This window comes from Pseudogemmobacter sp. W21_MBD1_M6, from assembly GCF_052119585.1.
Taxonomy (GTDB): domain Bacteria; phylum Pseudomonadota; class Alphaproteobacteria; order Rhodobacterales; family Rhodobacteraceae; genus JBGQOJ01.
Map to the genome: position 1 here is coordinate 1 of NZ_JBGQOJ010000018.1, position 25,792 is coordinate 25,792.

The 25,792-nt window shown below is 58.7% G+C and carries 23 protein-coding genes and 1 tRNA gene; 10 read left to right on the top strand and 14 right to left on the bottom strand.

The features are described 5' to 3' along the window. Window positions 1-378 precede the first annotated feature (378 nt). The 4 genes from ACEN2R_RS15500 to ACEN2R_RS15515 all read left to right on the top strand — a co-directional run bounded on the left by ACEN2R_RS15500 (window position 379) and on the right by ACEN2R_RS15515 (window position 5,934). Window positions 379-1,782 carry a sugar transferase gene (locus ACEN2R_RS15500; RefSeq protein ID WP_442043584.1) on the top strand — a complete coding sequence of 468 codons (1,404 nt, stop codon included), beginning with the start codon at window positions 379-381 and terminating at the stop codon, window positions 1,780-1,782. A gap of 36 nt (window positions 1,783-1,818) precedes the next feature. Beyond that, the gene (locus ACEN2R_RS15505; RefSeq protein WP_442043585.1) at window positions 1,819-2,706 is read left to right on the top strand and encodes a UTP--glucose-1-phosphate uridylyltransferase; all 888 of its coding nucleotides are present in this window, start codon (window positions 1,819-1,821) and stop codon (window positions 2,704-2,706) included. Between the two features lie 91 nt (window positions 2,707-2,797). Beyond that, window positions 2,798-3,313, top strand: a complete 516-nt coding sequence (locus ACEN2R_RS15510; protein WP_442043586.1) for an oxidoreductase — start codon at window positions 2,798-2,800, stop codon at window positions 3,311-3,313. An 86-nt stretch (window positions 3,314-3,399) separates the two neighbouring features. Continuing rightward, window positions 3,400-5,934 carry an ATP-binding protein gene (locus ACEN2R_RS15515; RefSeq protein ID WP_442043587.1) on the top strand — a complete coding sequence of 845 codons (2,535 nt, stop codon included), beginning with the start codon at window positions 3,400-3,402 and terminating at the stop codon, window positions 5,932-5,934. A gap of 330 nt (window positions 5,935-6,264) precedes the next feature. On the opposite strand, the gene ACEN2R_RS15520 is transcribed toward ACEN2R_RS15515, so the two are convergent. Both ACEN2R_RS15520 and ACEN2R_RS15525 read right to left on the bottom strand, forming a co-directional pair. Then, window positions 6,265-6,341 (bottom strand) — tRNA-Arg (locus ACEN2R_RS15520). A 91-nt stretch (window positions 6,342-6,432) separates the two neighbouring features. Continuing rightward, window positions 6,433-6,744 carry an ETC complex I subunit gene (locus tag ACEN2R_RS15525; RefSeq protein WP_442043588.1) on the bottom strand — a complete coding sequence of 104 codons (312 nt, stop codon included), beginning with the start codon at window positions 6,742-6,744 and terminating at the stop codon, window positions 6,433-6,435. Between the two features lie 332 nt (window positions 6,745-7,076). On the opposite strand from ACEN2R_RS15525, the gene uvrB reads away from it, so the two are divergent. Then, window positions 7,077-9,257 carry an excinuclease ABC subunit UvrB gene (gene uvrB / locus ACEN2R_RS15530; RefSeq protein WP_442043589.1) on the top strand — a complete coding sequence of 727 codons (2,181 nt, stop codon included), beginning with the start codon at window positions 7,077-7,079 and terminating at the stop codon, window positions 9,255-9,257. A 273-nt stretch (window positions 9,258-9,530) separates the two neighbouring features. Here uvrB and ACEN2R_RS15535 read toward each other — a convergent pair whose 3' ends face one another. The 3 genes from ACEN2R_RS15535 to ACEN2R_RS15545 all read right to left on the bottom strand — a co-directional run bounded on the left by ACEN2R_RS15535 (window position 9,531) and on the right by ACEN2R_RS15545 (window position 11,049). Then, the gene (locus ACEN2R_RS15535) at window positions 9,531-10,049 is read right to left on the bottom strand and encodes an NYN domain-containing protein (protein WP_442043590.1); all 519 of its coding nucleotides are present in this window, start codon (window positions 10,047-10,049) and stop codon (window positions 9,531-9,533) included. Between the two features lie 66 nt (window positions 10,050-10,115). Beyond that, window positions 10,116-10,709 (bottom strand): rhodanese-like domain-containing protein, encoded by a 594-nt coding sequence (locus ACEN2R_RS15540; protein ID WP_442043591.1) that lies wholly within the window; start codon window positions 10,707-10,709, stop codon window positions 10,116-10,118. 22 nt (window positions 10,710-10,731) lie between these two features. Further along, the gene (locus ACEN2R_RS15545) at window positions 10,732-11,049 is read right to left on the bottom strand and encodes an antibiotic biosynthesis monooxygenase family protein (protein WP_442043592.1); all 318 of its coding nucleotides are present in this window, start codon (window positions 11,047-11,049) and stop codon (window positions 10,732-10,734) included. Window positions 11,050-11,134: 85 nt separating this feature from the next. Between ACEN2R_RS15545 and ACEN2R_RS15550 the strand changes: the two genes are divergently transcribed. Further along, window positions 11,135-11,629, top strand: a complete 495-nt coding sequence (locus tag ACEN2R_RS15550) for a HugZ family pyridoxamine 5'-phosphate oxidase (RefSeq protein ID WP_442043593.1) — start codon at window positions 11,135-11,137, stop codon at window positions 11,627-11,629. Window positions 11,630-11,655: 26 nt separating this feature from the next. Here ACEN2R_RS15550 and ACEN2R_RS15555 read toward each other — a convergent pair whose 3' ends face one another. Next, complete coding sequence (locus tag ACEN2R_RS15555) at window positions 11,656-13,944, bottom strand: glycosyl hydrolase family 28-related protein (RefSeq protein WP_442043594.1); 2,289 nt, start codon at window positions 13,942-13,944, stop codon at window positions 11,656-11,658. 244 nt (window positions 13,945-14,188) lie between these two features. On the opposite strand from ACEN2R_RS15555, the gene ACEN2R_RS15560 reads away from it, so the two are divergent. Beyond that, window positions 14,189-14,605 (top strand): hypothetical protein, encoded by a 417-nt coding sequence (locus ACEN2R_RS15560; RefSeq protein WP_442043595.1) that lies wholly within the window; start codon window positions 14,189-14,191, stop codon window positions 14,603-14,605. Here the strand turns inward: ACEN2R_RS15560 and ACEN2R_RS15565 are convergent. Together ACEN2R_RS15565 and ACEN2R_RS15570 are read right to left on the bottom strand one after the other, a co-directional pair. Beyond that, entirely contained in the window at window positions 14,602-15,012 is a 411-nt protein-coding gene (locus tag ACEN2R_RS15565) for a DUF4864 domain-containing protein (protein WP_442043596.1), read from the bottom strand. The two genes, ACEN2R_RS15560 and ACEN2R_RS15565, sit on opposite strands and share 4 nt — an antisense overlap. A gap of 66 nt (window positions 15,013-15,078) precedes the next feature. Next, a complete protein-coding gene (locus tag ACEN2R_RS15570; protein ID WP_442043597.1) occupies window positions 15,079-16,659 on the bottom strand; it encodes a lysine--tRNA ligase in 1,581 nt (526 codons plus the stop codon). 143 nt (window positions 16,660-16,802) lie between these two features. On the opposite strand from ACEN2R_RS15570, the gene ACEN2R_RS15575 reads away from it, so the two are divergent. After that, entirely contained in the window at window positions 16,803-17,204 is a 402-nt protein-coding gene (locus ACEN2R_RS15575) for a tellurite resistance TerB family protein (RefSeq protein WP_442043643.1), read from the top strand. Between the two features lie 92 nt (window positions 17,205-17,296). Here the strand turns inward: ACEN2R_RS15575 and dacB are convergent, their stop codons facing one another. Beyond that, complete coding sequence (gene dacB, locus ACEN2R_RS15580) at window positions 17,297-18,769, bottom strand: D-alanyl-D-alanine carboxypeptidase/D-alanyl-D-alanine endopeptidase (RefSeq protein WP_442043598.1); 1,473 nt, start codon at window positions 18,767-18,769, stop codon at window positions 17,297-17,299. 116 nt (window positions 18,770-18,885) lie between these two features. Between dacB and ACEN2R_RS15585 the strand changes: the two genes are divergently transcribed. Beyond that, entirely contained in the window at window positions 18,886-19,758 is an 873-nt protein-coding gene (locus tag ACEN2R_RS15585; protein ID WP_442043599.1) for a DMT family transporter, read from the top strand. On the opposite strand, the gene ACEN2R_RS15590 is transcribed toward ACEN2R_RS15585, so the two are convergent. The 4 genes from ACEN2R_RS15590 to ACEN2R_RS15605 all read right to left on the bottom strand — a co-directional run bounded on the left by ACEN2R_RS15590 (window position 19,755) and on the right by ACEN2R_RS15605 (window position 22,859). Continuing rightward, window positions 19,755-20,357 carry a nicotinate-nucleotide adenylyltransferase gene (locus tag ACEN2R_RS15590; RefSeq protein WP_442043600.1) on the bottom strand — a complete coding sequence of 201 codons (603 nt, stop codon included), beginning with the start codon at window positions 20,355-20,357 and terminating at the stop codon, window positions 19,755-19,757. The two genes, ACEN2R_RS15585 and ACEN2R_RS15590, sit on opposite strands and share 4 nt — an antisense overlap. Window positions 20,358-20,462: 105 nt before the next feature. Further along, complete coding sequence (locus ACEN2R_RS15595; protein ID WP_442043601.1) at window positions 20,463-22,013, bottom strand: alanine/glycine:cation symporter family protein; 1,551 nt, start codon at window positions 22,011-22,013, stop codon at window positions 20,463-20,465. Between the two features lie 15 nt (window positions 22,014-22,028). Further along, window positions 22,029-22,469: a universal stress protein gene (locus tag ACEN2R_RS15600; RefSeq protein WP_442043602.1), complete on the bottom strand. Its 441-nt coding sequence runs from the start codon at window positions 22,467-22,469 to the stop codon at window positions 22,029-22,031. A gap of 171 nt (window positions 22,470-22,640) precedes the next feature. After that, window positions 22,641-22,859, bottom strand: a complete 219-nt coding sequence (locus ACEN2R_RS15605; RefSeq protein WP_442043603.1) for a hypothetical protein — start codon at window positions 22,857-22,859, stop codon at window positions 22,641-22,643. A 113-nt stretch (window positions 22,860-22,972) separates the two neighbouring features. Between ACEN2R_RS15605 and ettA the strand changes: the two genes are divergently transcribed. Then, window positions 22,973-24,628, top strand: coding sequence for an energy-dependent translational throttle protein EttA (gene ettA / locus ACEN2R_RS15610; RefSeq protein ID WP_442043604.1), 1,656 nt, complete (start codon window positions 22,973-22,975; stop codon window positions 24,626-24,628). Between the two features lie 44 nt (window positions 24,629-24,672). Here the strand turns inward: ettA and ACEN2R_RS15615 are convergent, their stop codons facing one another. Continuing rightward, window positions 24,673-25,767 (bottom strand): HupE/UreJ family protein, encoded by a 1,095-nt coding sequence (locus tag ACEN2R_RS15615; RefSeq protein ID WP_442043605.1) that lies wholly within the window; start codon window positions 25,765-25,767, stop codon window positions 24,673-24,675. Window positions 25,768-25,792: the final 25 nt, after the last annotated feature.

Below are 25,792 nucleotides of genomic sequence, written 5' to 3' on the forward strand. Positions count from 1 at the left end.
TGACAACCAGCCTCCATCTCACACTGGCCCAATGTCTACACCGCCGTCAGATCAGGCGCAATTTTTAGAGGTGCCCACAAGAGTATCGCGCAGCAGATCGTGATCGTCAGCAATCAGAATTCTCATTAATTTCTACCTTTGCACACCCCAGAGTAGATTACCGGAGTCCAAAGGCTTGGCACAAGGTAAATCAGGCGGACAATCGCGCCGACCGACCTATCCATCCGGATATGGCGTTAACCTTAATGAAGCAACGGCGGCACCATATGCAGCGTTGCGGGCGCGGTTGCCACCAAAACCTGTCCGCCCGCTCGGTTGAGGCGACAGCCGGAATGCCTCAGGTTCAGGGCAACAGATCGCCTTATCCGAGAGAGCACCATGCAATATTCTCATCCAAACGCATTCACCAAAGCCACCGCCGTTACATCACACTCCAAGGACGCACCGGCTGCGTCGGTTCCCGTCTTGCCACTGTTTGGGCTTCGTGTTGTCAATGCCACGGCAGACACCGCGATCACAGCGATGCTGACTGCGGGCAAACGTCGCGTTCATTTTCTGAACGCCCACTGCGCCAACATCATGAACAAGGACACGGCCTATGCTGCCGCGCTACAGACGGCGGATATGGTCCTGCCGGACGGCTTGGGGGTCGAGCTGGCCCTGCGGATGAAGGGCAGCCGCCTGGCGGCAAACCTTAACGGTACCGATTTCGTGCCCGCGCTGATGCAGGTCGCCGGGAAAATGGGGCTGTCCGTTTACCTGTTCGGCGGTCGCCCCGGCACCGCCGAGGTCGCTGCCAACGCACTTTGGGCAAAGGCACCCGGCCTGAGAATTGCAGGCACACGGGACGGGTTCACGGGGGCCGCCGATACTGATGCTGCAATCCGTGATATCAACGCCTCTGGCGCGGATATTCTGCTGGTGGCTCTGGGCGTTCCGATGCAGGATCTGTGGATCACCGAAAACGCAAACCGTCTTGCACCGCGCCTGTCTCTGGGTGTCGGGGCGCTGTTTGACTTTCTGGCGGGCAATGTGTCCCGCGCGCCCCGCGCGGTACGTGCTGCTAAGATGGAATGGATCTGGCGACTGTCGGTAGAGCCACGCCGTATGGCGCACCGCTACCTGATCGGAAATGCAACCTTCATGGCGCGGGCCGCCCGCCACGCCCTTCAATGTGCAAGCACCGCCGACATGCTGAAGCGCGCGGTGGATATCACCGCCTCGGTCGGTGCCCTAGTTTGCCTGTCGCCCGTTTTTCTGGCGGCCATGGTGGCGATAAAGCTGGACAGCCGTGGCCCTGTCTTTTTCACGCAGACCCGGATCGGTCGCACTGGCGTGCCTTTTCCAGTCTATAAATTCCGCTCGATGCACATTGATGCAGAGGCCCGCCGCACGGCGCTTCTGGAAACATCGGATCGCACCGGTATCTGCTTCAAATCCCGCAATGACCCTCGTGTGACACGCATTGGCCGACTGCTGCGCCGTTATTCCATCGACGAACTTCCGCAGATCCTGAACATCCTTCGCGGCGAAATGTCGGTCGTAGGACCGCGCCCCGCCTTGCCACAAGAAGTTGCCGCCTATCCCGCCCGCGCTCTTGGCCGTATGGCTGTCAAACCCGGCCTGACCGGAATTTGGCAAGTCTCTGGCCGCGCCGAAATCGGGTTTGAAAAGATGATCGATATGGATCTTGCCTATGCCCAGTCAAAATCGCTGCTGCTGGACATGATCCTGATCGCCCTGACCTTTCGCGCCGTCATCGGCGGGCGCGGCGCCTATTAATTCCGATTTTCACACATTCACCAAAGGACCTATCCAATGACACGTATCCGCAAAGCAGTCTTTCCCGTCGCCGGTCTTGGCACACGCTTTCTTCCTGCCACAAAATCCGTTCCGAAAGAGATGCTGACCCTGATTGATCGCCCGTTGATCCAATACGCCGTGGATGAGGCCCGCGAAGCCGGAATCGAAGAGTTCATCTTTGTGACCGCCGCCGGAAAGACCTCGCTCGAAGATTATTTTGATACCGCAGCCGCGCTGGAGCACCGGCTGACGGCCAGTGGCAAGACGACCGCGCTTGATGCGCTGTCTGTCACGCGGATGAACGAAGGCGCACTGACATTTGTGCGTCAGGACCAGCCACGCGGGCTTGGCCATGCCGTGCGCCTTGCCCGCCGCATGGTTGGCGACGAGCCCTTTGCGGTCATTCTGACCGATGACGTGATCATGGCCCGAAAGGGCGCGCTGAGCCAGATGATAGAGGCACACGGAAACACCGGCGGCCATATGGTTGCAACGATGGATGTGCCGCTGGAGATGACATCATCCTACGGTGTGCTTGATGTGTTCGCAGACAAGGGCCGGATCGCACATGCGCGCGGGCTGGTCGAAAAGCCGCATCCAACAAAGGCCCCGTCGACCCACGCGGTGATCGGTCGCTACATCCTGCAGCCGTCGATCTTTGATCGTCTGGATGAAATCGGTCTGGGTGCCGGCGGCGAAATGCAACTGACCGACGCGATAAATGCTGACGTGGGAAATGTCGGCGTCTGTGGCTACCGTTTTGACGGCGAGCGGTTCGACTGTGGGTCGATCCAGGGCTTTGTGCAGGCGACAGCCGCTTTCGCACTGGCGCGCCCCGACCTGCGTGACGCCTTTGCCGGTTACGTGGCTGACCGCACCCAGTGTTTCCGCAGCGCCGCATAACCTACCCGAATGGATAAATCATGATCCGTTATTCCCCATGATCTATTCTGGCGAACCTGCCATGGTTGTATTGAAAAACAGGAGACTTCCGATGCTGACACCCCTTTATCGTACGACTGTCGCCGCAGTTGCGTTTGCCGCCTTTATGACGTCGGCCATTGCGTCAGAACTGGGACGTCCCACCACAGACGTCCTTTTGACGGTAACGGGTGCAATTGCGGTGACAAACGCAGAAGATGCCGCGGTTTTTGACTTGCCTATGCTGGAAGCAATGCCCCCAGTAACCTTCCAGACGACAACAATCTGGACGGAAGGTTTGCAGACATTCACAGGCGTGCCACTGAAGACTCTGATTGATACGCTTGGTGTCCAGACCGGGACGCTGCGCGCGACTGCCGTCAATGATTACACCGTCGAAATTCCGGTAGATACAGCTATCGAAGGCGGCCCGATCATTGCGTATGTTCGAAATGATGCCGCGATGTCCCTACGCGACAAGGGACCACTTTGGATCATCTATCCATATGACGGCAACCCGGACTATCAGTCTGAAGTGGTTTATTCCCGAAGCATCTGGCAACTCGACAGGATCGAAGTGGTCAAGTAACACAACGTATAGGTGCCACTGCGGCATACGGATATGGAGTGACGGCTGCCGTGACCAAAAGGCTTAATCCATATCGTCTGGCCTGGTTGGCGCTGATTGCGGTCTCATCGACGTTGATCTTCATGACGTTCGGATCTTTGGTTTACGAAGTCAGCAGGAAGCTGGAACTTCTGCGCACAGCCAGTTCTGACAACGTCCAATGGACACTGTCACAGGCTGAGGTCGAGTTCCTTGAGTTCGACATGGCAATGGTCCGGGCTCTTGTGTCGGATCCGCCAGATACAGATGCGGTGCGCGAGGCTTTTGACATTTTCTACAGCCGTATGGAAACGATAAACTCCAGCGCTTTGTACAAAGACCTGCGACAAGACCCTTCTTACGAAAATGCCTTTTCGAACCTTCTGAAATACATGCGCGCCGCACCAGCGATGATCGACGCGCCTGATTCCGCGTTGATCGCCTCACTACCCCAGCTTGCGGCACCGCTCGAGAACCTTCGGCTCGACGTCAGGCGTTTGTCGAACGGTGGACTGTTGCAGTTCGCAAGATCGGCCGACACCCAACGAAAAGGCGTGGCGGAAACTCTTTTGCGGCTCGCCGTGGCGACTGCCTTGCTGCTTGCAACGCTCACCCTTTTTACGGTATTTCTGGGCGGCCTTTACAGACAAAGCGACCGTCGACGGATCGAACAAAAAACCACCAGTGATCGCCTCGCGACCATTCTTAGTACGTCGCTGGATGCAATTGTGGTTGCGGACTCCTCCGGCTTGATTATCGACTTCAACGGCGCAGCCGAAAAGGTCTTTGGTTACCAACGCCAAAGCATCATCGGGAAAGACATCGGGGCCGTGCTCGTTCCCCAAAAACACCGCAAAGCCCATTACGATGGAATGGCCAGATACCGAAAGACCGGCGTGAAGCATGTTGTCGGCAGCGGCCGCATACAGCTTGAGGCAATACGTGCAAACGGAGAAATCTTTCCCATCGAAATGTCCATCCAATCGGCACAATCCGCCGACGCCGAAATCTTTGTCGCCTTTATGCGGGATATTTCCCACCGCGTTGCGGCAGAGGCAGAGCTTGTCGAAACGCGCGACAAGGCACTGGCCGGTGAAAAGGCCAAGGCAGAGTTTCTTGCCGTAATGAGCCACGAAATCAGGACGCCGCTAAATGGCTTGTTGGGAAATGTTACGCTTTTGCGTGATACCCCCTTGTCGCTAAAGCAGGTCGGCTACCTTGATAACATGGATATTTCGGGAAATGTTTTGTTGTCCCATGTAAATGATGTGCTCGACATTGCAAAATTTGAAGCCGGTAAGATGAATGCCCAAAAGGTGCCCGTCCATCTTAATCGTTTTCTGCAAGAAACGGTCGAGAGCCAACGTGGCCCCGCCCAGATTTCCAGCAATGTCCTGCGCTGGGAGTGGGTGGGCACGCCGATCATATGGTGCACGACCGATCCCGGACGTCTGCGCCAGGTGCTGCTGAATCTAGTGGGAAACGCCATCAAATTCACCCGTAACGGCCTGATTACCATTGAGGTCGAAGTGATAGATCGCTCCTGTGTCCCTCCCATTACGGAATTCCGCGTGATCGATACGGGGATCGGAATTCCCGAGGGTGATATCGAGCGTATGTTCGCGGATTTCGAAACCCGCGACTCGTCTTACGGCAGGGCGACGGGCGGAACGGGGCTGGGGCTTGGAATAGTGCGGCGCATCGCCAGTGTTCTGGACGGACAAGTCGGCGCTGAAAGCGTTGAGGGTGAGGGAAGCACATTCTGGGTGCGACTTCCACTGGCGGAATGCTCTGCCCCCATCGAGAATTCGGTGAGGCGCAACAGTGGCGCTTCGGTACGCTCGCTGCAGGTGCTGGTGGTAGAGGACAATGCGATCAACCGGGATGTGGTCCGGGGAATGCTGACAGGTGACGGTCACAACGTTACCGAAGCCACCGATGGCCAGATGGGCGTTCATATTGCAGATCTGCGCCGATTTGACTTGATTTTGATGGATATCAGCATGCCCGTCATGGACGGCCGCGCTGCAACGCGGAAAATCAGAGAATCCAACGGACCGTCATGCAATGCACCCATTGTGGCTCTGACGGCACATGTCATGCCGGAAGACATCACAGAGTTTCTAAGCATCGGGATCACCGATTTTCTTGCAAAACCCTTGTCCAGGCCCGACCTTCGCCGGATCATCAATGATACACGGTTCGAACCTGCGGATCGTCATCCCCAAGTCCTGCCAAAGCCAGTGACTGCAAACAGCAGAGCACCCGTTCTGGACCTTGAGGTCATCGCCTCGCTGACAGAGGCGGTCGGTGCAAGAAATGCGACAAGCCTGATGGGCCGGTTCTGTGCCGAAGCCGATGACAGGGTGGCGTGGCTATCCGACGGTGCCAGAGGCGAGACCAGCACCGCCGAGTTGACAGACGCCATTCACAAATTGACAGGAAGTGCCGGAACCTTCGGTGCATCACAGCTGAAGCACCATCTGGCCTATCTTGAAAAACTTGGACGTCAGGATGCGCGCGATACTCTGGATAGCGCCTTACCTCAGATCCGCAAGATTTGGCTGGAAACACGTGCTGAGTTGCAGAAAGTCGCGCTATGAAGGCGTTTCAGATGCTTGATCCCATGATTTTATAGGGCGGTCCTTGCGCCGGAATGGCCATTGACCTGCTCATACTCTTCAACGAACCATACCGGCGGGATCCGCCATCATCACCGCTTGGCTTCCTGTATCGGGACGGCATCAGATGATCGATGACCGCACGGGGCCATTGCGCCTGCTTGGCCATCAATTGGATGGTGCCTCCACGTCGCAAGGCCATCAGGCTTTGAATCGGCTTTATGCGCCTACTGCAGGCCCATGATCCTCAAAAACCAACTTTTGTCGAAAAGTCGGTCTTTGAGTGTCGAACCACAACAAATAGAAAGTTAATGGTGATCCCAGCAGGACTCGAACCTGCAACCCCCTGCTTAGAAGGCAGGTGCTCTATCCAGTTGAGCTATGGGACCGCTCTTTATGGTTTTGCGCAAACCACGCAGGGATGGCAAGGCGTGATGCGCGATTGCGCCGCGAATATGCGACATTGCACACATTCGGTGCCTAGTGGGTCCAGACCGCGCGGCGGTTCGGCACGAAATTCTCGGAGTAGCCGCCTTTGCGGATATTGGGCTTGCGGGTGTGTGGCTCTGTGACGACCGCCTCGATCCCTTTGTCCCCGGCGTATGTCAGTGCAGCCTCTTTGCTGTCGAACGACAGTTTGACCTGCGTCTGGGTGTCGGTCGAACTGGTCCAGCCCATCAGGGGATCGACGTCGCGTGCGCTGTCCTGGGCGAATTCCAGCACCCAGCCCTTGGTCTTGGCTGTGCCAGACTGCATGGCTGTTTTGGCGGGTTGGTAAATACGCGCACGCATGGGACTCTCCTGTCGTTTGCCCATCTTATCCCGAATGTGGACCACGTGCGCAAGCGGGCAATGCGCCCGTATCGCCATGTTCTAGGTGTTTTCAGGGGGGAAGGTGCCAGCTGCATCGGGTACTCAAGGGGTGGAGCGAGGGGGTGCAGCTGGCTGGGAGGTCCAATAGGGTAGGTTCAGGATAGAATTCATGCGGGATTTTGACAAGCAATATTCATCTTAAGGTTGTTTTATCTGCGCACCTTCTGTCTCGGGTGCCGCCCGCCAATGCCAGTCTCCCCTTGAACCAGAACAAAAACAGATCATTTTAAGGGCTCACACAGGAATCGCTTATGTCAAACCCAGTTCTTCACGCCCCTTCCCCCGACGTCCGTCTTCGCGACAAGCTAGAGGGCGGACAACGGTTTGTGATGCACACCGAATATACCGCAGCGGGCGACCAGCCCAAGGCGATTGCGGAACTGTCGGAGGGTGTACGCAACGGCGAGCGGGATCAGGTTTTGCTGGGGGCCACGGGCACCGGAAAAACCTTTACGATGGCCAAAATCATCGAGGAAACCCAGCGCCCCGCGATTATCCTTGCACCGAACAAAACATTGGCTGCCCAGCTTTATGGCGAATTCAAAGGCTTTTTCCCCGACAATGCCGTCGAATATTTCGTCAGCTATTACGACTACTACCAGCCAGAGGCCTATGTCGCCCGCTCTGACACCTTCATCGAGAAGGAATCGCAGATCAACGAACAGATCGACCGCATGCGCCATTCGGCCACGCGCGCCCTGCTGGAACGGGACGATGTGATCATCGTGGCGTCTGTATCCTGCATTTATGGCATCGGCTCTGTCGAAACTTACGGCGCGATGACACAGGATCTGGTCGCGGGGCAATCCTATGACCCGCGCAAGGTGATCGCCGACCTGATCGCCCAAGCCTACAAGCGGAACGATGTGGGATTTCAACGGGGCAGTTTCCGGGTGCGCGGCGATGTGATCGAGATCTGGCCCGCCCACCTTGATGACCGCGCATGGCGGATGTCGTTCTTTGGCGACGAGTTGGAAACGCTGACCGAATTCGACCCGCTGACCGGTGCAAAGACCGATACGTTTGACCGCATCCGCATCTACGCGAACAGCCACTACGTGACCCCGCGCCCGACGATGAATCAGGCGATCATCGGCATCAAAAAGGAACTGCGCCACCGGCTGGATCAACTGGTGGTCGAGGGCAAACTGCTGGAGGCGCAGCGGCTGGAACAGCGATGCAGCTTTGATCTGGAGATGCTGGAGGCGACAGGCGTCTGCAACGGCATCGAGAACTACTCACGCTATCTGACGGGCCGCGCACCGGGAGAGCCGCCGCCCACCTTGTTCGAATTCATCCCCGACAACGCCATAGTGTTCGCCGATGAATCTCATGTCTCTGTCCCGCAGATCGGCGGCATGTACAAGGGCGACTTCCGGCGCAAGATGACGCTGGCGGAACACGGTTTTCGCCTGCCGTCATGCATGGACAACCGCCCCCTGAAGTTCGAGGAATGGGACGCGATGCGCCCGCAATCGGTCTTTGTCAGCGCCACCCCCGCGAAATGGGAGATGGAGCAGACCGGCGGTGTGTTTACCGAACAGGTGATCCGCCCGACCGGCCTGATCGACCCGCAGATCGAAATCCGCCCCGTGGAAATGCAGGTCGACGACCTGCTGGACGAGGTGCGCAAGGTCAGCGCGGCGGGCTTCCGCACGCTATGCACCACCCTGACCAAACGCATGGCCGAGGATCTGACCGAATACATGCACGAACAGGGCATTCGCGTGCGCTATATGCATTCGGATATCGACACGATCGAGCGGATCGAGATCCTGCGTGACCTGCGGCTGGGCGCGTTCGATGTGCTGATCGGCATCAACCTTCTGCGCGAGGGTCTGGATATTCCCGAATGCGGGCTGGTGGCCATTCTGGACGCCGACAAAGAGGGTTTTCTGCGCTCTGAAACCTCGCTGATCCAGACCATCGGCCGCGCCGCGCGGAACTCTGAAGGGCGGGTCATCATGTATGCCGACCGGATCACCGGCAGCATGGAACGCGCCATGGGAGAGACGGATCGCAGGCGGGCGAAACAGGTCGCCTACAACCTTGAACATGGGATCACCCCGACAACGATCAAGAAGAACGTCGATGACATTCTGTCGGGCCTATACAAGGGCGACACCGATCAAAGCCGCGTCACCGCCAAGATCGACAAGCCGCTTGTCGGTTCCAACCTGAAGGCGCATCTGGACGCCATGCGCCTGCAAATGCGCAAGGCCGCCGAGAACCTGGAATTCGAAGAAGCGGCCCGTCTGCGCGACGAGGTCAAGCGGCTGGAAGCCGTCGAACTCGCCATTGCCGACGACCCGCTGGCGCGTCAGTCCGCTGTGGAAGCGGCGGTCGAGGCGGCGTCAACGGCAGGCGGGCGCAGCACGGGGGGCAGAGGCGGAATGCGCGGCGGGAAAAGCAGGTATGGCGGGAAGAAGTAGGGATGAGGATGGCAAACTTGCCAAATCCACGCAAGTTGGAACCGCGTTCCATCTAGATGAGCTACGTTCAAGAGAAAACAACCGTTTATCAAAAAATGTCGAGCGTTTTACACGATGGATTTTCTGATTGACGATAATTGCCACAGTTTCCACACTTCTTAATCTGACACTATTTGCGAAACAAATTAGAGGCCGTATCTGGTGATAAGGAGCGGGAAACATGCATCTCTCCTTCTAAGATTTGGCGATAGGTTGCGTGAGTTATAAGAATCCCTACCCCACCAATCCCCTCTTGCGCACGATCTCGTGCAGCATCGGCATATCCACCCGCCCCTCGGCATAGCGGCCGCGGATGAGGAAGCCTTTGGTTCCCACCTTGCGAAACTTGACCCTCCAGTCGCGAAAGCGGTCGTTGCTGACCACCCGCAACCCGTTCCGCGAGGCATAGTCCAGCAACATCGGGTCGGCGGGGGTGCCGCTTGGGCTGATCTGCACCTGCGCGGGGCTTATCCCCAGCAAGGTGGCCAGCTCTGCCGCATCCATATGCCGCCCCGACAGTTTGTACCCGACATTGGCATCGAAAAAGACCACCGGCACGAACTCTGCCTTGACCAGTTCCGCCAGCACGCGGTGCAGAACGTCCAGCGACGGCGCCTCTGCCCGCCAATGCATGACGTTGGACCCGTCCACCACGATACGCCGCCCCCTGGGAGGGACGGCAGCCTTGGGGCGAAGCACGCGCCGGATCAGAATGATCAGCGCGGCCACACCAAGTATCGGAATCAAAAGCAAGACATCAGGATCCATGGCCGTATGGATGGCCGAAGCACTCAAACCCGTCCAGCCCGAAGCAGGGCCTTACCCGCCGCTGACCGTCAGGCCCAACAACTGCCAGCTTTGCATGCCGCCACGATAGTATGAAATCCTGTCCGCGGGATAACCCGCCGCGATCATCGCGCGGATCGCGGTTGGCGATTGGCCGCACCACAGCCCGTTGCAAAACAGCGCCACGCGTCTGGCGTCGTCGCACTCCCACCCGTCAAAGCCGACCTCGCAGCCCAGCTGTGCCAGTTGATCGGTCATCACTGTGTAGGGAATATTGACCGCGCCGGGGATCGTGCCCTTGGCGACCCAATCGGGTGTGCGGCTGTCGATCACCATGGCTTCGGAATCGGCCAGCATGTCCAGCAGCTCCAGCTCTCCGATGTTTGTGACCCCTTCGGCGGGCGACATCGGCTGGATGCAGAACGGCGGGCACGCACGCGAGGTCAGGGCAAAGTCGCCCGTGATCTGATGCGCATTGTCCTGAATGCGGGAAATCTCGACCGGGCCAGCCTCGGTCTGGACGGTGACGGATGCGACATCGGGGCGGATATTTACGGGCTTGTCCTGCGCCGATGCGCCGCCCGCCAAACAGATCATCAAGATCGCCCCAAACCAGTATTTCAACATCGTATTCTCCTGAAAATGGTAATCAATAATGACCGGCGACCTCGTACATCACCGGCTCGAACCGGCTGCACAGCGCGGCAATATTGCGGTTCCGCTCTCGCATTTCCGGTGTGCGCAGCATCGCCTGAAAATCCTTGCGATCACGCCACTGGCTGTAGTTGGCAATCCGCGTCTGGGCGTCGTTCACATGAAGCCCCGCCGAGATAAACCCCGGCTGGTGGCGGATGAACACCTCGTAGGCCTCTCGCAGCTGGTCCAGCAGGTCGGCACATGTGCCGGGTGTCATCTCGAAGGTGGTGATGACAGTCTGGCCGTGAAAATCGGTCGAAATCGTGGTCATGATGGCTCCTCCTGAATTCAAGCTACCAGAAAGGAAAGCGTTGCGCATCTGTTGCGACGAGGCATGGGGCGCGATAAACAGGCGCATGACCAAAGTACCCTCGCCCATTCGCCCCACAGCCCCCGAGGCCATCGCGCTTGCGCGTGCGCTGTTGCGGGGCGCAAGGTTCGGCGCGTTGGGGGTCATCGACCCGGACAGCGGTTCGCCACATGTGACGCGGATTGCCGTGGGAACGACGCCGGACGGGCAACCGATGACGCTGATTTCGGACCTCAGTGCACATACAAAGGCGTTGCGCCACTGTTCCACCTGCTCGCTACTGGTCGGAGAGCCGGGCGACAAGGGCGATCCGCTGACCCATCCGCGACTAAGCCTGACCTGCTCCGCGCGGTTTGTGCGCCACGGCGACCCCGCCCATGCAGACCTACGGTTGCATTACCTTGAAACCCACCCAAAGGCGCAGCTGTATATCGATTTCAGCGATTTTCAGTTCGCGATCCTGTCCATAGAAAAAGCCGCCCTGAATGGCGGCTTTGGTCAGGCGTTCGAACTGTCCGCCGCTGACATGATCGGCGGTTAGGGGCGCGCACTGCACGCCCCCGCCCGTCAAATCGGGGTGTCCATCCGCGCAGTCAGATGCACCGCGCCACGGCAGGCCTGCGGCCAGTTCAGCTTTATCTGGCTGCCATCCACACCCTGCCCTGTATTTGCATAGGGAAGGTCGTAGACCGTGGTTGATCCCGCCTGAATACGCCCTTCCGGCACAAGGCCCTGAACACTTTTCGTGCGGCCGGAAAACGGGAAATAAGGTCCAAAATCCACAAGCCACGATGTGGCATCCGTGGCCTCTGTGTGTTTCAGGGTCACCGGGTTCGACACCGGCTGGTTGACCGCGTTGAAACTGTTTCCTTCGAACACAATGTTCCGGTAGGCAGCCTTGTTGAGGTCCGCATAGGTCGAGTCGATACCCTCGACCCGGTCGATATTCCCGTCCAGCGGCCGAAACACGTTTCCCGTGACTGTAAGACCCTGAATGGAATGATCGGGGCCGTAGGGTTTTATGACGATCCAGCGGAACCAGGGCGCGACATCTGTCGCTGTGAATATATTGCCGGTGATCGACAATCCGCCGAAATAATACTGGTTGGCGAACTCTGGCTCTGCCTCGTATTCGTTGGTCCACTCGATCGAACAATTGTCGATATAGTTGCCGATGACCGTCGTCTTCATATTTGTGCCGGCCAGAATAAGGCCGCCGTTTCGGATACCGTTCGGTTCGCTGTCACCGTGGAAAAAGTGATTGCCGCAAATCACGTGACCCGTTCCGCCCATGATCGCGAAATGGGCAAACAGCACCACGCGGTTGTCCCGCAGTTTCACATCGTTCGAATTGACGTTCAGCGCGATCGTTGTCCGGTCCTGCACCCGCGCACTTTGCTCGTTAGACAGGAATTGGCATCCGTCGATCAGCATGCCCTGACAGCCGCCCCCGATAGAGGTGATCCCCCGGTCTTTCGGCTTGGTCACAAAGCAATCCCGCAGGTTGAAGGTCAGGCCCTCGGGTGGCAACATGATGCCGCTTGAAATGCCGCTGCACTGGAATTCGATATCCGCAAAGGTCACGCGGCTGAACTGGCTGAACCCGCTGAAATCCAGAATGTATTTGAACCGCTTGAACGTATAGCTCTGGCTGCTTGCCGCCCCGAACAAAGGCTGGCTAAGCGTCAGGGTGGCCGCACCCACATTCCGCGCCTTCACATAGATTTCACGGCCCACACCGTTGCCCGACACATGCGAGCCGACCTGTATCTGCGCGACATTCGCAACATTGGTCAAAAGCAGGGGGTTGGCCTTGGCATAAGTCGCGGTCGAGGTAACCTCGTCCGTTGTCCAATCCGGCCCGCTGATGACGTTGAACTGGCCATTGCGGATCACGCGGCGGGTGTTGAAGGAATCCAGATCGCCTGTAGCCGCGCGCACGTCAATCGGGGCGTCCAGCTCGATGCGGCGGCCGCACATATCCAGCGATTCATGGTCGGAAAAGCTGAACAGCGCGTGGATCGCCTTTTTGAATCCGGTCACCTCGTCCCCGAAGGCATCAATATATGCGGGAAGGTCAAAGTTCCTGGTCAAGACCAACCGCTTGTTCGCGGGCATCACCACTGTGCCCTCGAAGCGCGCGCGATTTTCAAAGGTCACATGGTCGGACAGATAGTATGTGCCCTTCGACACAAGAACTTCGCGCCCGTTCGCTGCGGCATCCGCAGCCTCGAACGCGGCCTGATCGTCGGTGACGCCGTCGCCTATGGCACCAAAGTCGCGGACATCGACCCAGTTCATCATATTGCGCAGAAAGGCGCTGGTGATGTCCTCGATCTCGATATCGTCCACGCGGATGACACCGCCATTGGCCCCCGTCAGGTCAAGCCCGAAGTGGCCATAGATCGCACCCGTGCCCCAGACCATATCCACGCCGATCCGATCACCCGATCCGACGATCGCGCTGATCGTCACGACATCGCCGTAAGATGTCAGCGTGACTACCGGTGCTGTCTCGATCACACCGCCCACATGCGCCCCACCGGCCCCGCCGGCCCAGGCCGCAATGCGAACCCCTGGCAGGTTGCCGCTGATCGCCTTTACCCGCGCCGTGATCCGCAAATAACAGCCGGGCAAAAGTGGCGTCTCGCCCATGTATCGCAATTTTTGCACGCTTTGGGATTTGACGATCTCAAGACATCCGCTGAAATCCTGATCGGCAGGCACATAGGCCGCCATACCCGACCCCTCGTAGACATCCGACCCCGGCGTGCCGTCGCCGCGGGACCAAACTGTCAGGCCTCCCGAAAACGGTGGTGGCGTCAGCATCAGCCCGTCTGTAATCGCTTTGTTCATCTCACCCTCTTTTCAGATCGTCAAAGGCGCACGTCGCGAAGAAGCAGACAGCCCGATCCTGCCAGACCGCCGTTCCGCTCGATTTTGATGTGCTCTGTTGGAAAACCTCGGGCCTTTCCCGAATGGCTGCGATGTATCACGGCAAATGTGAACCACCTGTAACCCGCCCGCGCGCCAGAAGCCGCTTTGCAGTTGACGCGGGCCTGTCCGGCTGTAGCGTAGCGCAGACATCAAAGGGGGCGTCATGCTGTTCAAGATATTGCACTATCTGGCTTTTTCCGTTGCCATCGGTGGCGGTGTGGCCAGCATGATCCTTGGCATCCGCGCATCGAAAAACGCCGATGCGGCGCCCCATTTGCGTGGTGCGCAACGGGCCATCGGCACGGGCGCAATCCTTGCAATCGGATTGCTTTGGATTACGGGCCTTGCAATGTGGATAGGGTCTTATGGTGCCAGTATGGCCCTTGGCGGCGGCTTTCATGTCAAGCTGGCAGCCGCCACGCTTTTGACGGTCCTGTCCGCCTATGTCTTCGTCAGGGGCAAAAACGCGGCAAAGGGCGGAACACCGTTACCACCCAAGACCGCCCGCCTGATCGGCGCAACCACTTTGTCGCTGGCCGTTGTCGCGGTCAGTGCGGCAGTGGTCACTTTTAGCGGTTAAGCGCCAACCTGCGGGGCCTGCAACAGCTGCACGCCGTCGATCTGCCAGACGCCACCCACCTCGGTCATCGCGTAATCCAGAATATGAATGGCACCGGCGGCATCGGTGATCATCACCTTTTGCCACATCTGCCCGTCGATCTCGCGCAGGTCCAAGTACCGGATATTCGCGGGCTTCCACACCATCGGATAGCCCTGTTGGACCATCATCCCAAAGTTTTCGGAACTGCCAAAAATACGTTTGATATTGGGCGATGCGAAACGGAACGCCTCTGCAACATCGTCCTTCGCAAAGGCATCCATCTGCCCCTGAATGACGCCTTCAATTGCCGTTTTCCCGCCGGACTGCGCCCCCGCCGGAAGCGCAACACAGACAGCAAGAACAACCCAAAGACACAGACCCCGCATAACCCATCCTCCTGTTGACCGGACTGCAAAAGTAGGCCGACAAAAGGACAGGTCAAATCACAATCATCAGCCGCCCAGCTTGCCGGCCAGTGCGTCCTCGATCAGCGTTACGGTCTCATCGACGCCGTAAAGCGCGATAAACCCGCCAAACCGCGGGCCCTGACTCGCGCCCAGCAATACTTCGTAAAGGGCCGTGAACCATGTGCGCAGCGGGTCGAACCCGTGCTCTGTGCCAACGGCAAACACCATGGTTTGTAACGCGTCGGCATCGAGACCACCCTCCCAGACCTTCAGCCGGTCCAGCAAATCGGTCATCGCCGCACGCTCTTTTTCATCCGCCGCCCGATAGGTTTTCGCGGGGGCCACAAAGTCATTATAGTAGCGCACCGCATAGCCTGCCGCCGCATCCAGATCAGGGTGCGTGCCGGGCGTGGCCTCTGGCGCATAGCGCTGGATAAAGCCCCATAGCTGGTCTTTCTCGCTGGCACCCGCAACGCTGGCAAGGTTCAGCAACATCGCGAACGGCACAACCATTTTGCTTTCGGGCGGGTTGCCGTGGTGGATGTGATAGACCGGGTTGTTCAGCTTACCCGCATCATCCTGCGTCGGATAGGCCCGCAACTGCTGGTGATACTCGTCCACCGCCTTGGGGATCACATCGAAATACATCCGCTTTGCCGTTTTCGGCTTCTGGTACATGAAATAGCCCAGCGATTCCGTCGAGGCATAGGTCAGCCATTCGTCAATCGTCAAACCGTTGCCCGACGACTTGGAAATCTTGCTGCCCTTCTCGTCCAGAAACAGTTCGTATGTGAAATGCTCTGGCGCGCGCCCGCCCAGAACCTCGCAGATGCCATCATAGATCGGCGTGTTGGTTGAATGGTCCTTGCCGTACATCTCAAAGTCGACACCCAACGCGGCCCAGCGCGCGCCAAAATCGGGCTTCCACTGCAACTTCACATTGCCGCCGGTGATCGGAAGGGTGATGTCATGGCCGTCCTCTCCCTCGAAGGTCACCGTGCCATCCTTGGCGTTGACCTCTTTCATCGGCACATACAATACACGGCCAGACGTCGGAGAAATTGGCAGGAAACAGCTATAGGTCTCGCGCCGCTCTGCCCGCAAGGACGGCAACATGATCGCCATGATGTCGTCATACCGCTCTGCCGCGCGCAGCAGGATCTCGTCCATCTTGCCGGATTTGTAGTATTCCGTGGCGCTGGCGAATTCGTATTCGAACCCGAAGGTATCCAGGAATCGGCGCAGCATCGCGTTGTTGTGATCGCCAAAGCTGGGGTATTCGCCAAACGGATCGGGAACAGAGGTCAGCGGCATTTGCACATGCTCGCGCATCATCTCTTGCTGGGGCACGTTCTCGGGGATCTTGCGCATCCCATCCATATCGTCGGAAAAGCACAGCAACCGCGTCGGGATTTCGGAGATCACCTCGAAAGCACGGCGCACCATCGTGGTGCGCTGCACCTCGCCGAAGGTGCCGATATGCGGCAGACCAGACGGGCCATAGCCGGTCTCGAACAGGACATATCCCTTCTCGGGCCCCGACTTTTCATAGCGTTTGAGAAGGCGGCGCGCCTCTTCAAAGGGCCAGGCTTTCGAAGTCAGTGCAGCTGTGCGAAGATCAGACATATCCGTCCACTTAAATTAGGTCGCGTCGGAACACCGCGCCCCGACAGGCCTGCTACCTATTGCCCGACCGCGCTGGCGTCAATATTGTCGCGCCGAACCGTCGTTCCTGAAAGGACGCCCAAGTGAACCAGATTACCCCGCCAATGGATGCGCAGGATTGCCTTGTCGCAGTGATGATCGCGATTTCCGCCTCTGACGAGAATATCCGCACGGTCGAGCTTGTGTCTATCGAAGAGCAGATCAATCACCTGCCCGTTTTCTCGGGCTTTGACATGGATCGTCTGAAGACCATCTCGCAGACCGTGTTCGACCTGCTGGAGGAAGAAGACGGGCTGGACGCTCTGTTCGGCCTGATCCGCGACAGCCTGCCAGAGCGTTTGTTCGAAACCGCCTATGCCTTGGCCTGCGATGTAGCCGCGGCGGATGGCACATTGCGGTCGACCGAACTGCGCCTGCTGGAAGAAATCCGCTACGAGTTGAACATCGACCGCCTGCATGCCGCAGCCATCGAACGGGGGGCCCGCGCCCGACACCTGACCCTATAGCGGCGCGTTCCGCGCCATTCCTTTTGTCTCAGGCCCTGACGGGCCTTCGGGTTTTGCGCTGCGCGCGCGAGTATTTTTTCCGAGAAGAATCACTAGCTGCCGTAAACGCCGGCCCAGCGTTCTATCAATGCCTGTTGCAGCGTCTTGGAGGATTTGTTCCAGGACGCTGCCCCCCTTGGCGCTTCGGCTTCGGCGGCGACTATTCTGGCGCGGCGTGCCTCGTTCGAAGTGAAGATCGCAAAGGCAAGTGTCGTGCCGTCCGGTGCGGTCATATAGCCCGCCAAGGCACTGACGAAGTTCAGCGTGCCAGTCTTGGCCTGCACCCTGACCGGATGCGACTTCAGCGGTTTGCCTTTTGCATCCCGCATCGGGATATCTTTCATCAGGCTGTGCAATGCGCCATTCGGCCCGGCCTTGACCAACGCCGTCACCATGTCGTTGGCCGATATCCGCGAGCCCGCCCCCAGACCGGAGTGATCGACAAAGGACGCACTGTTGATCCCGTAGCGCTGCGCGAGCCAGGCTGTCATCGCCCGGCCTGACGCGCTCAGGTCGCGGGCCTTGACGCCCAATGCGGCGCTTGCGGTCAGGCCCGCAACCTCTGCCGTCATGTTGGTCGAATATTTCAGCATGTCCTTCAGCACCTCGGCCAGGGGTGCGCTGGTCTGTTCGGCCAATACGGTGCCACCGGGCACCGCGCCCGTGATCTGCGGTGCCGGCAGGGCGATCCCGTTCGAGCCGGCCAATGCCTGCAATACCTCGCCGGTGTAGATGTCCGGGCGGCGCACAGGCAACCAGCGGCTTCCGCCGGTGCCAAGGGCGCGCCGTGACACGGTCCAGTTATCGACATTCTTGGTGCTTGCGTAGGTGAACAGCGGCGCGGCGCGTTCGACCACCTTCATACGCGCCATCCGGACATCTGGGCGCACATGGCCGGAGCGGGCATCCATTGACACAGCATAGCCGTTGCCGCCCTTTTTCCATTCGAAATGAACGCGGTTGTAGTTCAGGTTCAGTCCGGCGATCGACGGGCTGTACCCCACATAATCCGGTTGGTCTGGGTCGATGGTCTTGATGTAGGGCAGCGCCCCGCCATAGACGAGAAACCTGCCCGATATCTCGCGCAGGCCGGATACCTTCAGCCGCGCCGCGATCTGCGCCAGCCTGTCCGTGTCCAGCGTCGGATCGCCGGCGCCAACCAGCACCAGATCGCCGTTCAGACGCCCGTTGCTGATAGGGCCGGTCGCCACAAGGTGCGTCCGGAACCTGTAATCCGCACCCAGAGCATCCAGCGCATAAAGCGTCGTCAGTGCCTTGGCGGTGCTTGCGGGCATATGCGGTGTGTTCGGGCTGCGCGCCTCAAGGATCAGACCCGTGCGGGCATCGGCCACGACATAGGCAATATCGCCGTCCAGCCCGGACGCCTTGATCAGCGCCTCGGCAGACCGCACGGATTTGGACGCAACGGGTGCCGTGGCCGTCGACCCCCGCAGAACGGGCCGCGGCGATGTCGCAGGGGCCTCGGCAAAGGCGCACCCCGCAACCCCCGCCATCAACGCGGCCAATACAAACCGCCGAGAATACTTGTTTTCCATGCGCCGGAGTAAACGAAATCTTCCGGCGACAGGCAAGGGTTCGCTTTGGGCTTTTCTTCGCATTCGGTTGCACATAGCGTCGCGCCATGTCCAGCACGCTTACCTCGGCTTCGGCCCCCGGACTTTTGCCCGCCATCGCATTGATTGCGGTCGCGCAAACGCTGATTCCATCGGCCGATATGGCGGGCAAGGTTCTTGCGAACAGCTTTGACGTCGCGCCATTCTTCGTCGCGTGGTCACGCTTTGTCATTGGGGCGCTGTTGATCCTGCCGTTCCTGCCAAAGCACCAGTTCGATGCACGGCTTTATCTGGACTGGCGAATCTGGCTGCGGGCGCTGTTCATCACCGGCGTCGTCGCGTTCATCCTGACCGCGCTAAAGACCGAGGATGTGGCGACAGTCTTTGGCGCATTCTTTGTCGGCCCCATCGTCTCCTATACCCTGTCCGCGCTGTTCCTCAACGAGCGCGTGACTTTGGGGCAAACCGCCTTGTTGGCGCTGGGGTTCTGCGGCGTGTTTTTTGTCGTCCGCCCCGGTTTTGGCATGTCAAGCGGCGCGCTTTACGCGGTTGCTGCGGGCTGTTGCTATGGCGGGTTTCTGACCTGCAACCGATGGTTGGGCGGCATTGCCCCGCCACGGGCGCTGTTGATGTCGCAATTGGTGATCGGGGCGCTGGTGCTGACGCCATTCGGCCTGCCCGTTATTCCCGCAATGACCGCGCCAATAGCCGCCCTGACCTTTGCCAGTGCAGCGCTGTCCATGGCCGGCAACCTTTTGCTGATTTTTGCCTACCGCCGTGCGACGGCGTCCCGGCTGGCGCCGTTCATCTATTTCCAGCTTGTCGCGGCAACGACGCTTGGGTTTTTCGTGTTCGGGACCGTGCCGGACAGCATGACACTGGTCGGGGTTGCCTTGCTGCTTTCGTCGGGTGTTATGTCTCTTGGCCTGAAGCGCGTCTAGCGCTGCCACTCGCCGCGCTGGCGGATTTCGGTGCTTGAGATATCCGTCATCGGAATATTGGCAAAGCACCAGGCAGGTGCGCCAACTTGTGGCAACAACTCTGCCTCGCGCCCGCGCAACCGAAACCGTGCGTACCGCCGGGCCGCAGGCGACATCCGCCCTGCGATCCCGTCACCGGGGCGTGCGATAACCCCGACAGGGATATTTTCCATGATCCAGTCCCAACGCTCCCATTTGTGAAAGCTGGCCAGATTGTCGGCCCCCATCAACCAGACGAAGTTCACGCCGCGATACTGCCGGAAAAGGGCCTCCAGCGTCTCGGCGGTATAGCGTGTGCCAACCTTCGACTCGAAATCTGTAACGATGATGCGCGGATCTGTGACCAGGGCGCGGCATGCCGCCAGACGTTTTTCCAGCGGCGCGGGGCCGTGGGCCTTCAAAGGGTTCCCGGGCGACACCAGCCACCAGACTTTCGACAGGCCGAAGCGTGCCATGGCCGCGCGGCTGATATGCAGATGACCCTGATGCGGCGGATCAAAAGAGCCACCCAGCAAACCGATGGTCTGACCAACGGCAGCTATTGGAAAACCGTATTTCAAGGATACTCTCCTGCCCTGCGCAGTCTGCCTTGTTTCGCGATGCGGGCAGTCTGTCAATCGGGCAGCGTTGCGGCCCCTGCTGTGTGCAGGGGCCGCATTCGGGCGTTATGCCTTGTGCTTGACGATTTCACCCGACTTTAGCCGGGCAAAATAGCTGTGCATCTCGCGCTTGACGATCGGCATCAGCAGATACAGCGCCGTGATATTCACAACGGCCATCGCAAAGATCATCGCGTCAGAAAAGTCGATGACCGCCCCAAGCTGCGCCGCAGCCCCGATAACGATAAAGATGCAGAAGATCACCTTGAACACCGTTTCCGTCGTCTTGCCCTCGCCGAACAAGTAAGTCCAGGCCTTCAGGCCGTAGTAGGACCAGCTGATCATGGTTGAAAAGGCGAACAGGATCACCGCGATCGCCAGAACATAGGGGAACCAGCTGAACCCGGTTGCGAAGGCCGCCGATGTCAGACCGACACCCGAAGACCCGTCAACCGTCAGGATCGACGTTCCCGCCTCGTTCAGAACGAACAGCCCTGTGACCGGATCAACCACCAGCACACCGGAAATGGTAATGACCAGCGCCGTCATGGTGCAGATCACAACCGTGTCGATGAATGGCTCCAGCAAGGACACGATGCCCTCGGTCACAGGCTCTTTTGTTCGCACGGCAGAGTGGGCAATCGCCGCCGAACCCACGCCCGCCTCGTTCGAGAACGCGGCCCGTTTGAATCCCTGGATTAGCGCGCCGACAAGTCCGCCTGCAACACCAAGCCCCGAGAACGCGCCGGCAAAGATCTGACCGAAGGCCCAGCCGATCTTGTCATATTCAACCACAAGGATCATCAACGCCGCACCGACATAAAGGAGGCCCATGAACGGCACGACCTTTTCAGTCACCTGCGCGATGGATTTGATCCCGCCGACGATCACCGCGAACACCACCCCCGCAAAGATCACGCCGGTGATCCAGCCGGGAAAATCCCCCAGAATACCGGCAATCTGCGCATGTGCCTGATTGGCCTGAAACATGTTCCCGCCGCCCAATGCGCCACCGATCGTGAACACAGCAAAGACGGCCGCAAAGATCCTGCCGCCCGGGATGTTCCGCTCTGCGAACCCTTTGGTCATATAATACATCGGGCCACCGGACACGGTGCCGTCCGGATACTCGTTCCGGTATTTCACGCCCAGGGTGCATTCGGTGAACTTGGATGCCATTCCCAGAAGACCCGCAAGGATCATCCAGAAGGTGGCCCCCGGCCCGCCGATACCCACGGCAACCGCGACACCCGCGATATTGCCCAGACCGACGGTCCCCGACAATGCGGTGGTCAGCGCCTGAAAGTGGCTGACCTCGCCTGCATCATCGGGGTCGGAATAGTCACCTTTGACCAGACTGATGGCATGGCCAAAGGCGCGCAACTGGATAAACCCAAAGTAAATCGTAAACACAGAGGCAGCAACAACCAGCCACAAAACGATCCAGGGAAAACTGGTTCCCGGCAGAGGTGCAAAAATCAGATTGACGAACCACCCGGTGGACGAGGCAAAGACGTCATTGACTCGCTGATCGAAGGTCATCGCGTCCTGCGCATGTGCGGCAACCGGCAACAGCGCGGCAGAGGCCCCCACAAGGCCTTTGAATATATTGGTCATGTGATGTGCCCCTTTTCAAGGAATGATCGTGACGGGAACAGACGCGGACGCAACAAGGCGCCCTGCCACTCCGCCAAACAAACGCTCTTTCAGACCGCGGGCGCCAACGCGTCCGATGATGATCTGCGACGCACCCCGCTTGACAGCCAGATCGTCCAGAATATCGGCGGCATCGCCGTGAAAGACGTGACCTTCGATGTTCAGATCCGCCGCCTTTCCAGCTGCAATCGCAGGGTCAAGAACCCGCTCCCGCGCGGTCTTGATTTCCTCTTCGCGCCGCTTGTGACGCTGTTCGTTTTCTTCCGGTGTCTGAAAGGTGAATGGTGACCATTCGATCACATAGCACACGACAATCAGGCAATCGCCGATCGCCTTTGCCCTGTCCTCGGCAAAGGCAAGCGCCTTGCCGCCCGAAGCGGAGCCATCAAGCCCCACGACCAAAATTGTTTGTGTCATTTTTTGTCCCTGTCTGAAGTTTGCAAACTCTCTCAAGGGGATGCTCTGCTTACCTGACCGGGCTATATGACCCGATCAAAGTGCAAAGTTCGCGCGCCCCTTCTCACATGGGACTACATATTTTCAATAAATTCGCAAAAAATCGACATATGCCTGTGACATTTGGTCCAATTAACTGCCGAAATCGCAAATAAAAGGGAAATTGCTCAACTCTTGAAAATTATCGGGAACATTGCCTTTTGCCTTCGCGCAAAAACAAACAAGCCATGCAGGGAATCGCGGGCCTTGGGCCATGACCCCGCACAACACCGGCGGCAGATCGGTGCCGGATTTCGCGCACGGATGATACCCCATCCGCGCCGCGCCGTCTTCCACAGGTGGATAAGTCACGCAAACATCCCCCGATGCGCGGTTTTCTGCGGGAATTCGGCCCTTACCGCCATTGCTCTTGGACCCATGTCTGACTAGATAACCACAAATCGTACCAATCGCTGGAGCAGAACATGGCCGCCTATCAATACGTATATTTCATGGATGGTGTGTCCAAAACCTACCCCGGTGGCAAGAAATGCTTCGAGAATATCCGCCTGAACTTCCTTCCCGGTGTGAAAATCGGCGTCGTCGGTGTGAACGGCTCGGGTAAATCGACCCTGATGCGGATCATGGCCGGCATCGACAAGGATTTCGCAGGCGAGGCATGGGCCGCCGAAGGGGCGCATGTCGGCTATCTGCCGCAGGAACCCACGCTTGATGAAACCCTTGATGTGCGCGGCAACGTGATGCTGGGTGTCGCCCCGAAAAAGGCGATCCTCGACCGCTACAACGAACTTGCGATGAACTACTCGGACGAAACCGCCGACGAGATGGCGCAGTTGCAAGACGAGATCGACGCACAGAACCTGTGGGATCTGGACGCCCAGATCGACGTCTCGATGGAGGCCCTGCGCTGCCCCGCCGACGATGCCGATGTCACGACGCTTTCGGGCGGTGAAAAGCGCCGCGTCGCGCTGTGCAAGTTGTTGCTGGAACAGCCCGACATGCTGCTGCTTGACGAGCCGACCAACCACCTTGACGCCGAAACCATCGCATGGCTGCAAAACCACCTGATGGACTACAAGGGCACGATCCTGTGCGTCACCCACGACCGTTACTTCCTGGACAGCATCACCAGTTGGATTCTGGAACTGGACCGTGGCGCGGGTATCCCGTGGGAAGGCAACTATTCCAGTTGGCTGGAGCAAAAGGCGAAACGCCTGAGCCAGGAATCGCGCGAGGACAAATCGCGTCAGAAAACGCTGGAACGCGAACTCGACTGGATGCGTCAGGGTGCCAAGGCACGTCAGGCCAAATCCAAGGCCCGGATCAGTGCCTATAACGATATGGCCAACCAGTCGGAACGTGAAAAGATGGGCAAGGCCCAGATCATCATCCCGAACGGTCCGCGCCTTGGTGAAAAGGTGATCGAGGTCGAAGGGCTGAAAAAGGCCATGGGCGACAAGCTGTTGATCGAGGATCTATCGTTCTCGATCCCGCCCGGCGCGATTGTCGGCGTGATCGGCCCGAACGGCGCGGGTAAAACCACGTTGTTCCGGATGATGACCGGACAGGAACAGCCCGACGAGGGCAGCGTGACCTTCGGTGACACCGTCGATCTGTCCTATGTTGATCAGTCCCGCGACGATCTGGACGCGCACAAATCCGTCTGGGAGGCGATCACCGACGCCTCTGAAATCATCCAGCTGGGCGAGGCTGAAATGAACAGCCGCGCCTATTGCTCTGCGTTCAACTTCAAGGGCGGCGACCAGCAGAAAAAGGTCGGCATCCTGTCGGGCGGCGAACGCAACCGCGTCCACATGGCGCGGCTGCTGAAATCGGGCGGCAACGTGCTGCTGCTTGATGAGCCGACCAACGACCTTGACGTCGAAACGCTTCGTGCGCTTGAAGATGCGCTGGTCGACTTTGCCGGATGCGCCGTGGTCATCAGCCACGATCGTTTCTTCCTAGACCGGATCTGCACCCATATTCTGGCATTCGAGGGCGACGCCCATGTCGAGTGGTTCGAGGGCAACTTCGAGGATTACGAAGAAGACAAAAAGCGCCGTCTGGGTGCCGACGCGCTGGAACCCAAGCGGGTGAAGTTCAAGAAGTTCGTAAGGTAAAAGTCAGCAAAAGGGGCGCAATAGCGCCCCTTTTTTGAATCAGATCAAATCCAGACCCGCTCGATAAACCAATAGCCGCCAACCAGTGCGATCCCCAAAGACGCAGGGTTGCTGATGCGGCTTCGATACCAGTCCTTTTGCCGGAACCATGCGCCCACCGCCAGAAACGCCAGTGCGATCACCGTCAACTGGCCCAGTTCGACGCCGATGTTGAACCCGATAAGGCCAAGCACGAAACGCTGCGGGTCAAGGCCGATCTCTCCCAAAACCGACGCGAACCCCAACCCGTGCAAGAGGCCGAAGGCGAACACCACAAAGGGGCGCCAGCGGATGATGTCCTTTGTCAGAATGTTTTCCACGGCCACATAGACAATGGATGCCGCGATCAACGGCTCGACGATTGTGGCGGGCACGGTGACATATCCCAGAATTCCCAAGGCAAGCGCGACCGTATGGGCAAGGGTGAATGCCGTAACCTGAAGCAGCAAGGGGCGCGCCTTCAGTGACAGGAAAAACAGCCCCAACACGAACAGGATATGATCCAGCCCCTTGGGCAGGATATGCTCGAACCCGATCTTGATATAGGTGCCGAACGCCCGCAGCGCGCCCTCGTTCGCGGTGCCCGTGCGCGGAATGACCGCAGAGCTTTGTCCGTCGGTCAGATAGCCGGTATAGGCCGTCTCGGCCGCGCCAGTCTGACGCAAGACCAACGGGCCGAAACTGCGATCCCAACCGACCGTCACGCCTTCGTCGTTCGCGGGCAGGATGGCGGTCATGGAAATATGCGAATCCCGCGGCAGGTCGATATCGCCGATATCGCCGATCACAACGGCCGTTAGGTCGGGGATGATCCGCTCAGGCCCCACCATAATGTTCAAACCGGCCTGCATCTGCGGCCAGAACCTGCGAAAATCCGCCTCCATCGCCTCGGGGTCTTTGGCGCGCAGGCTGTCATAGTCTTTGGCTTGCGCCGCCTCGTTGGTGTCGGTCACATCGGTCAGATTGATCCCCGCAACAAAGGCCTCGACGTTCAGTTGCAGATCCAGCGTCAGGGATTGCCCCTCGATCATAAGATCGGCAATCGCGGGCCGCACCTCGTGCGCGGCGGCGGCAAAGGCTGTGGCGGCGATCACAAACATGGCACAGAGACTTGACTTCACCCCC

Coding starts and splice junctions, on each gene's coding strand:
- ACEN2R_RS15500 (WP_442043584.1), top strand. CDS start 379: ATGCAATATTCTCATCCAAACGCATTCACCAAAGCCACCGCCGTTACA.
- ACEN2R_RS15505 (WP_442043585.1), top strand. CDS start 1,819: ATGACACGTATCCGCAAAGCAGTCTTTCCCGTCGCCGGTCTTGGCACA.
- ACEN2R_RS15510 (WP_442043586.1), top strand. CDS start 2,798: ATGCTGACACCCCTTTATCGTACGACTGTCGCCGCAGTTGCGTTTGCC.
- ACEN2R_RS15525 (WP_442043588.1), bottom strand. CDS start 6,744: ATGCGTGCGCGTATTTACCAACCCGCCAAAACAGCCATGCAGTCTGGC.
- uvrB (WP_442043589.1), top strand. CDS start 7,077: ATGTCAAACCCAGTTCTTCACGCCCCTTCCCCCGACGTCCGTCTTCGC.
- ACEN2R_RS15540 (WP_442043591.1), bottom strand. CDS start 10,709: ATGTTGAAATACTGGTTTGGGGCGATCTTGATGATCTGTTTGGCGGGC.
- ACEN2R_RS15545 (WP_442043592.1), bottom strand. CDS start 11,049: ATGACCACGATTTCGACCGATTTTCACGGCCAGACTGTCATCACCACC.
- ACEN2R_RS15550 (WP_442043593.1), top strand. CDS start 11,135: ATGACCAAAGTACCCTCGCCCATTCGCCCCACAGCCCCCGAGGCCATC.
- ACEN2R_RS15555 (WP_442043594.1), bottom strand. CDS start 13,944: ATGAACAAAGCGATTACAGACGGGCTGATGCTGACGCCACCACCGTTT.
- ACEN2R_RS15560 (WP_442043595.1), top strand. CDS start 14,189: ATGCTGTTCAAGATATTGCACTATCTGGCTTTTTCCGTTGCCATCGGT.
- ACEN2R_RS15565 (WP_442043596.1), bottom strand. CDS start 15,012: ATGCGGGGTCTGTGTCTTTGGGTTGTTCTTGCTGTCTGTGTTGCGCTT.
- ACEN2R_RS15570 (WP_442043597.1), bottom strand. CDS start 16,659: ATGTCTGATCTTCGCACAGCTGCACTGACTTCGAAAGCCTGGCCCTTT.
- ACEN2R_RS15575 (WP_442043643.1), top strand. CDS start 16,803: ATGGATGCGCAGGATTGCCTTGTCGCAGTGATGATCGCGATTTCCGCC.
- ACEN2R_RS15585 (WP_442043599.1), top strand. CDS start 18,886: ATGTCCAGCACGCTTACCTCGGCTTCGGCCCCCGGACTTTTGCCCGCC.
- ACEN2R_RS15595 (WP_442043601.1), bottom strand. CDS start 22,013: ATGACCAATATATTCAAAGGCCTTGTGGGGGCCTCTGCCGCGCTGTTG.
- ACEN2R_RS15600 (WP_442043602.1), bottom strand. CDS start 22,469: ATGACACAAACAATTTTGGTCGTGGGGCTTGATGGCTCCGCTTCGGGC.
- ettA (WP_442043604.1), top strand. CDS start 22,973: ATGGCCGCCTATCAATACGTATATTTCATGGATGGTGTGTCCAAAACC.
- ACEN2R_RS15615 (WP_442043605.1), bottom strand. CDS start 25,767: ATGTTTGTGATCGCCGCCACAGCCTTTGCCGCCGCCGCGCACGAGGTG.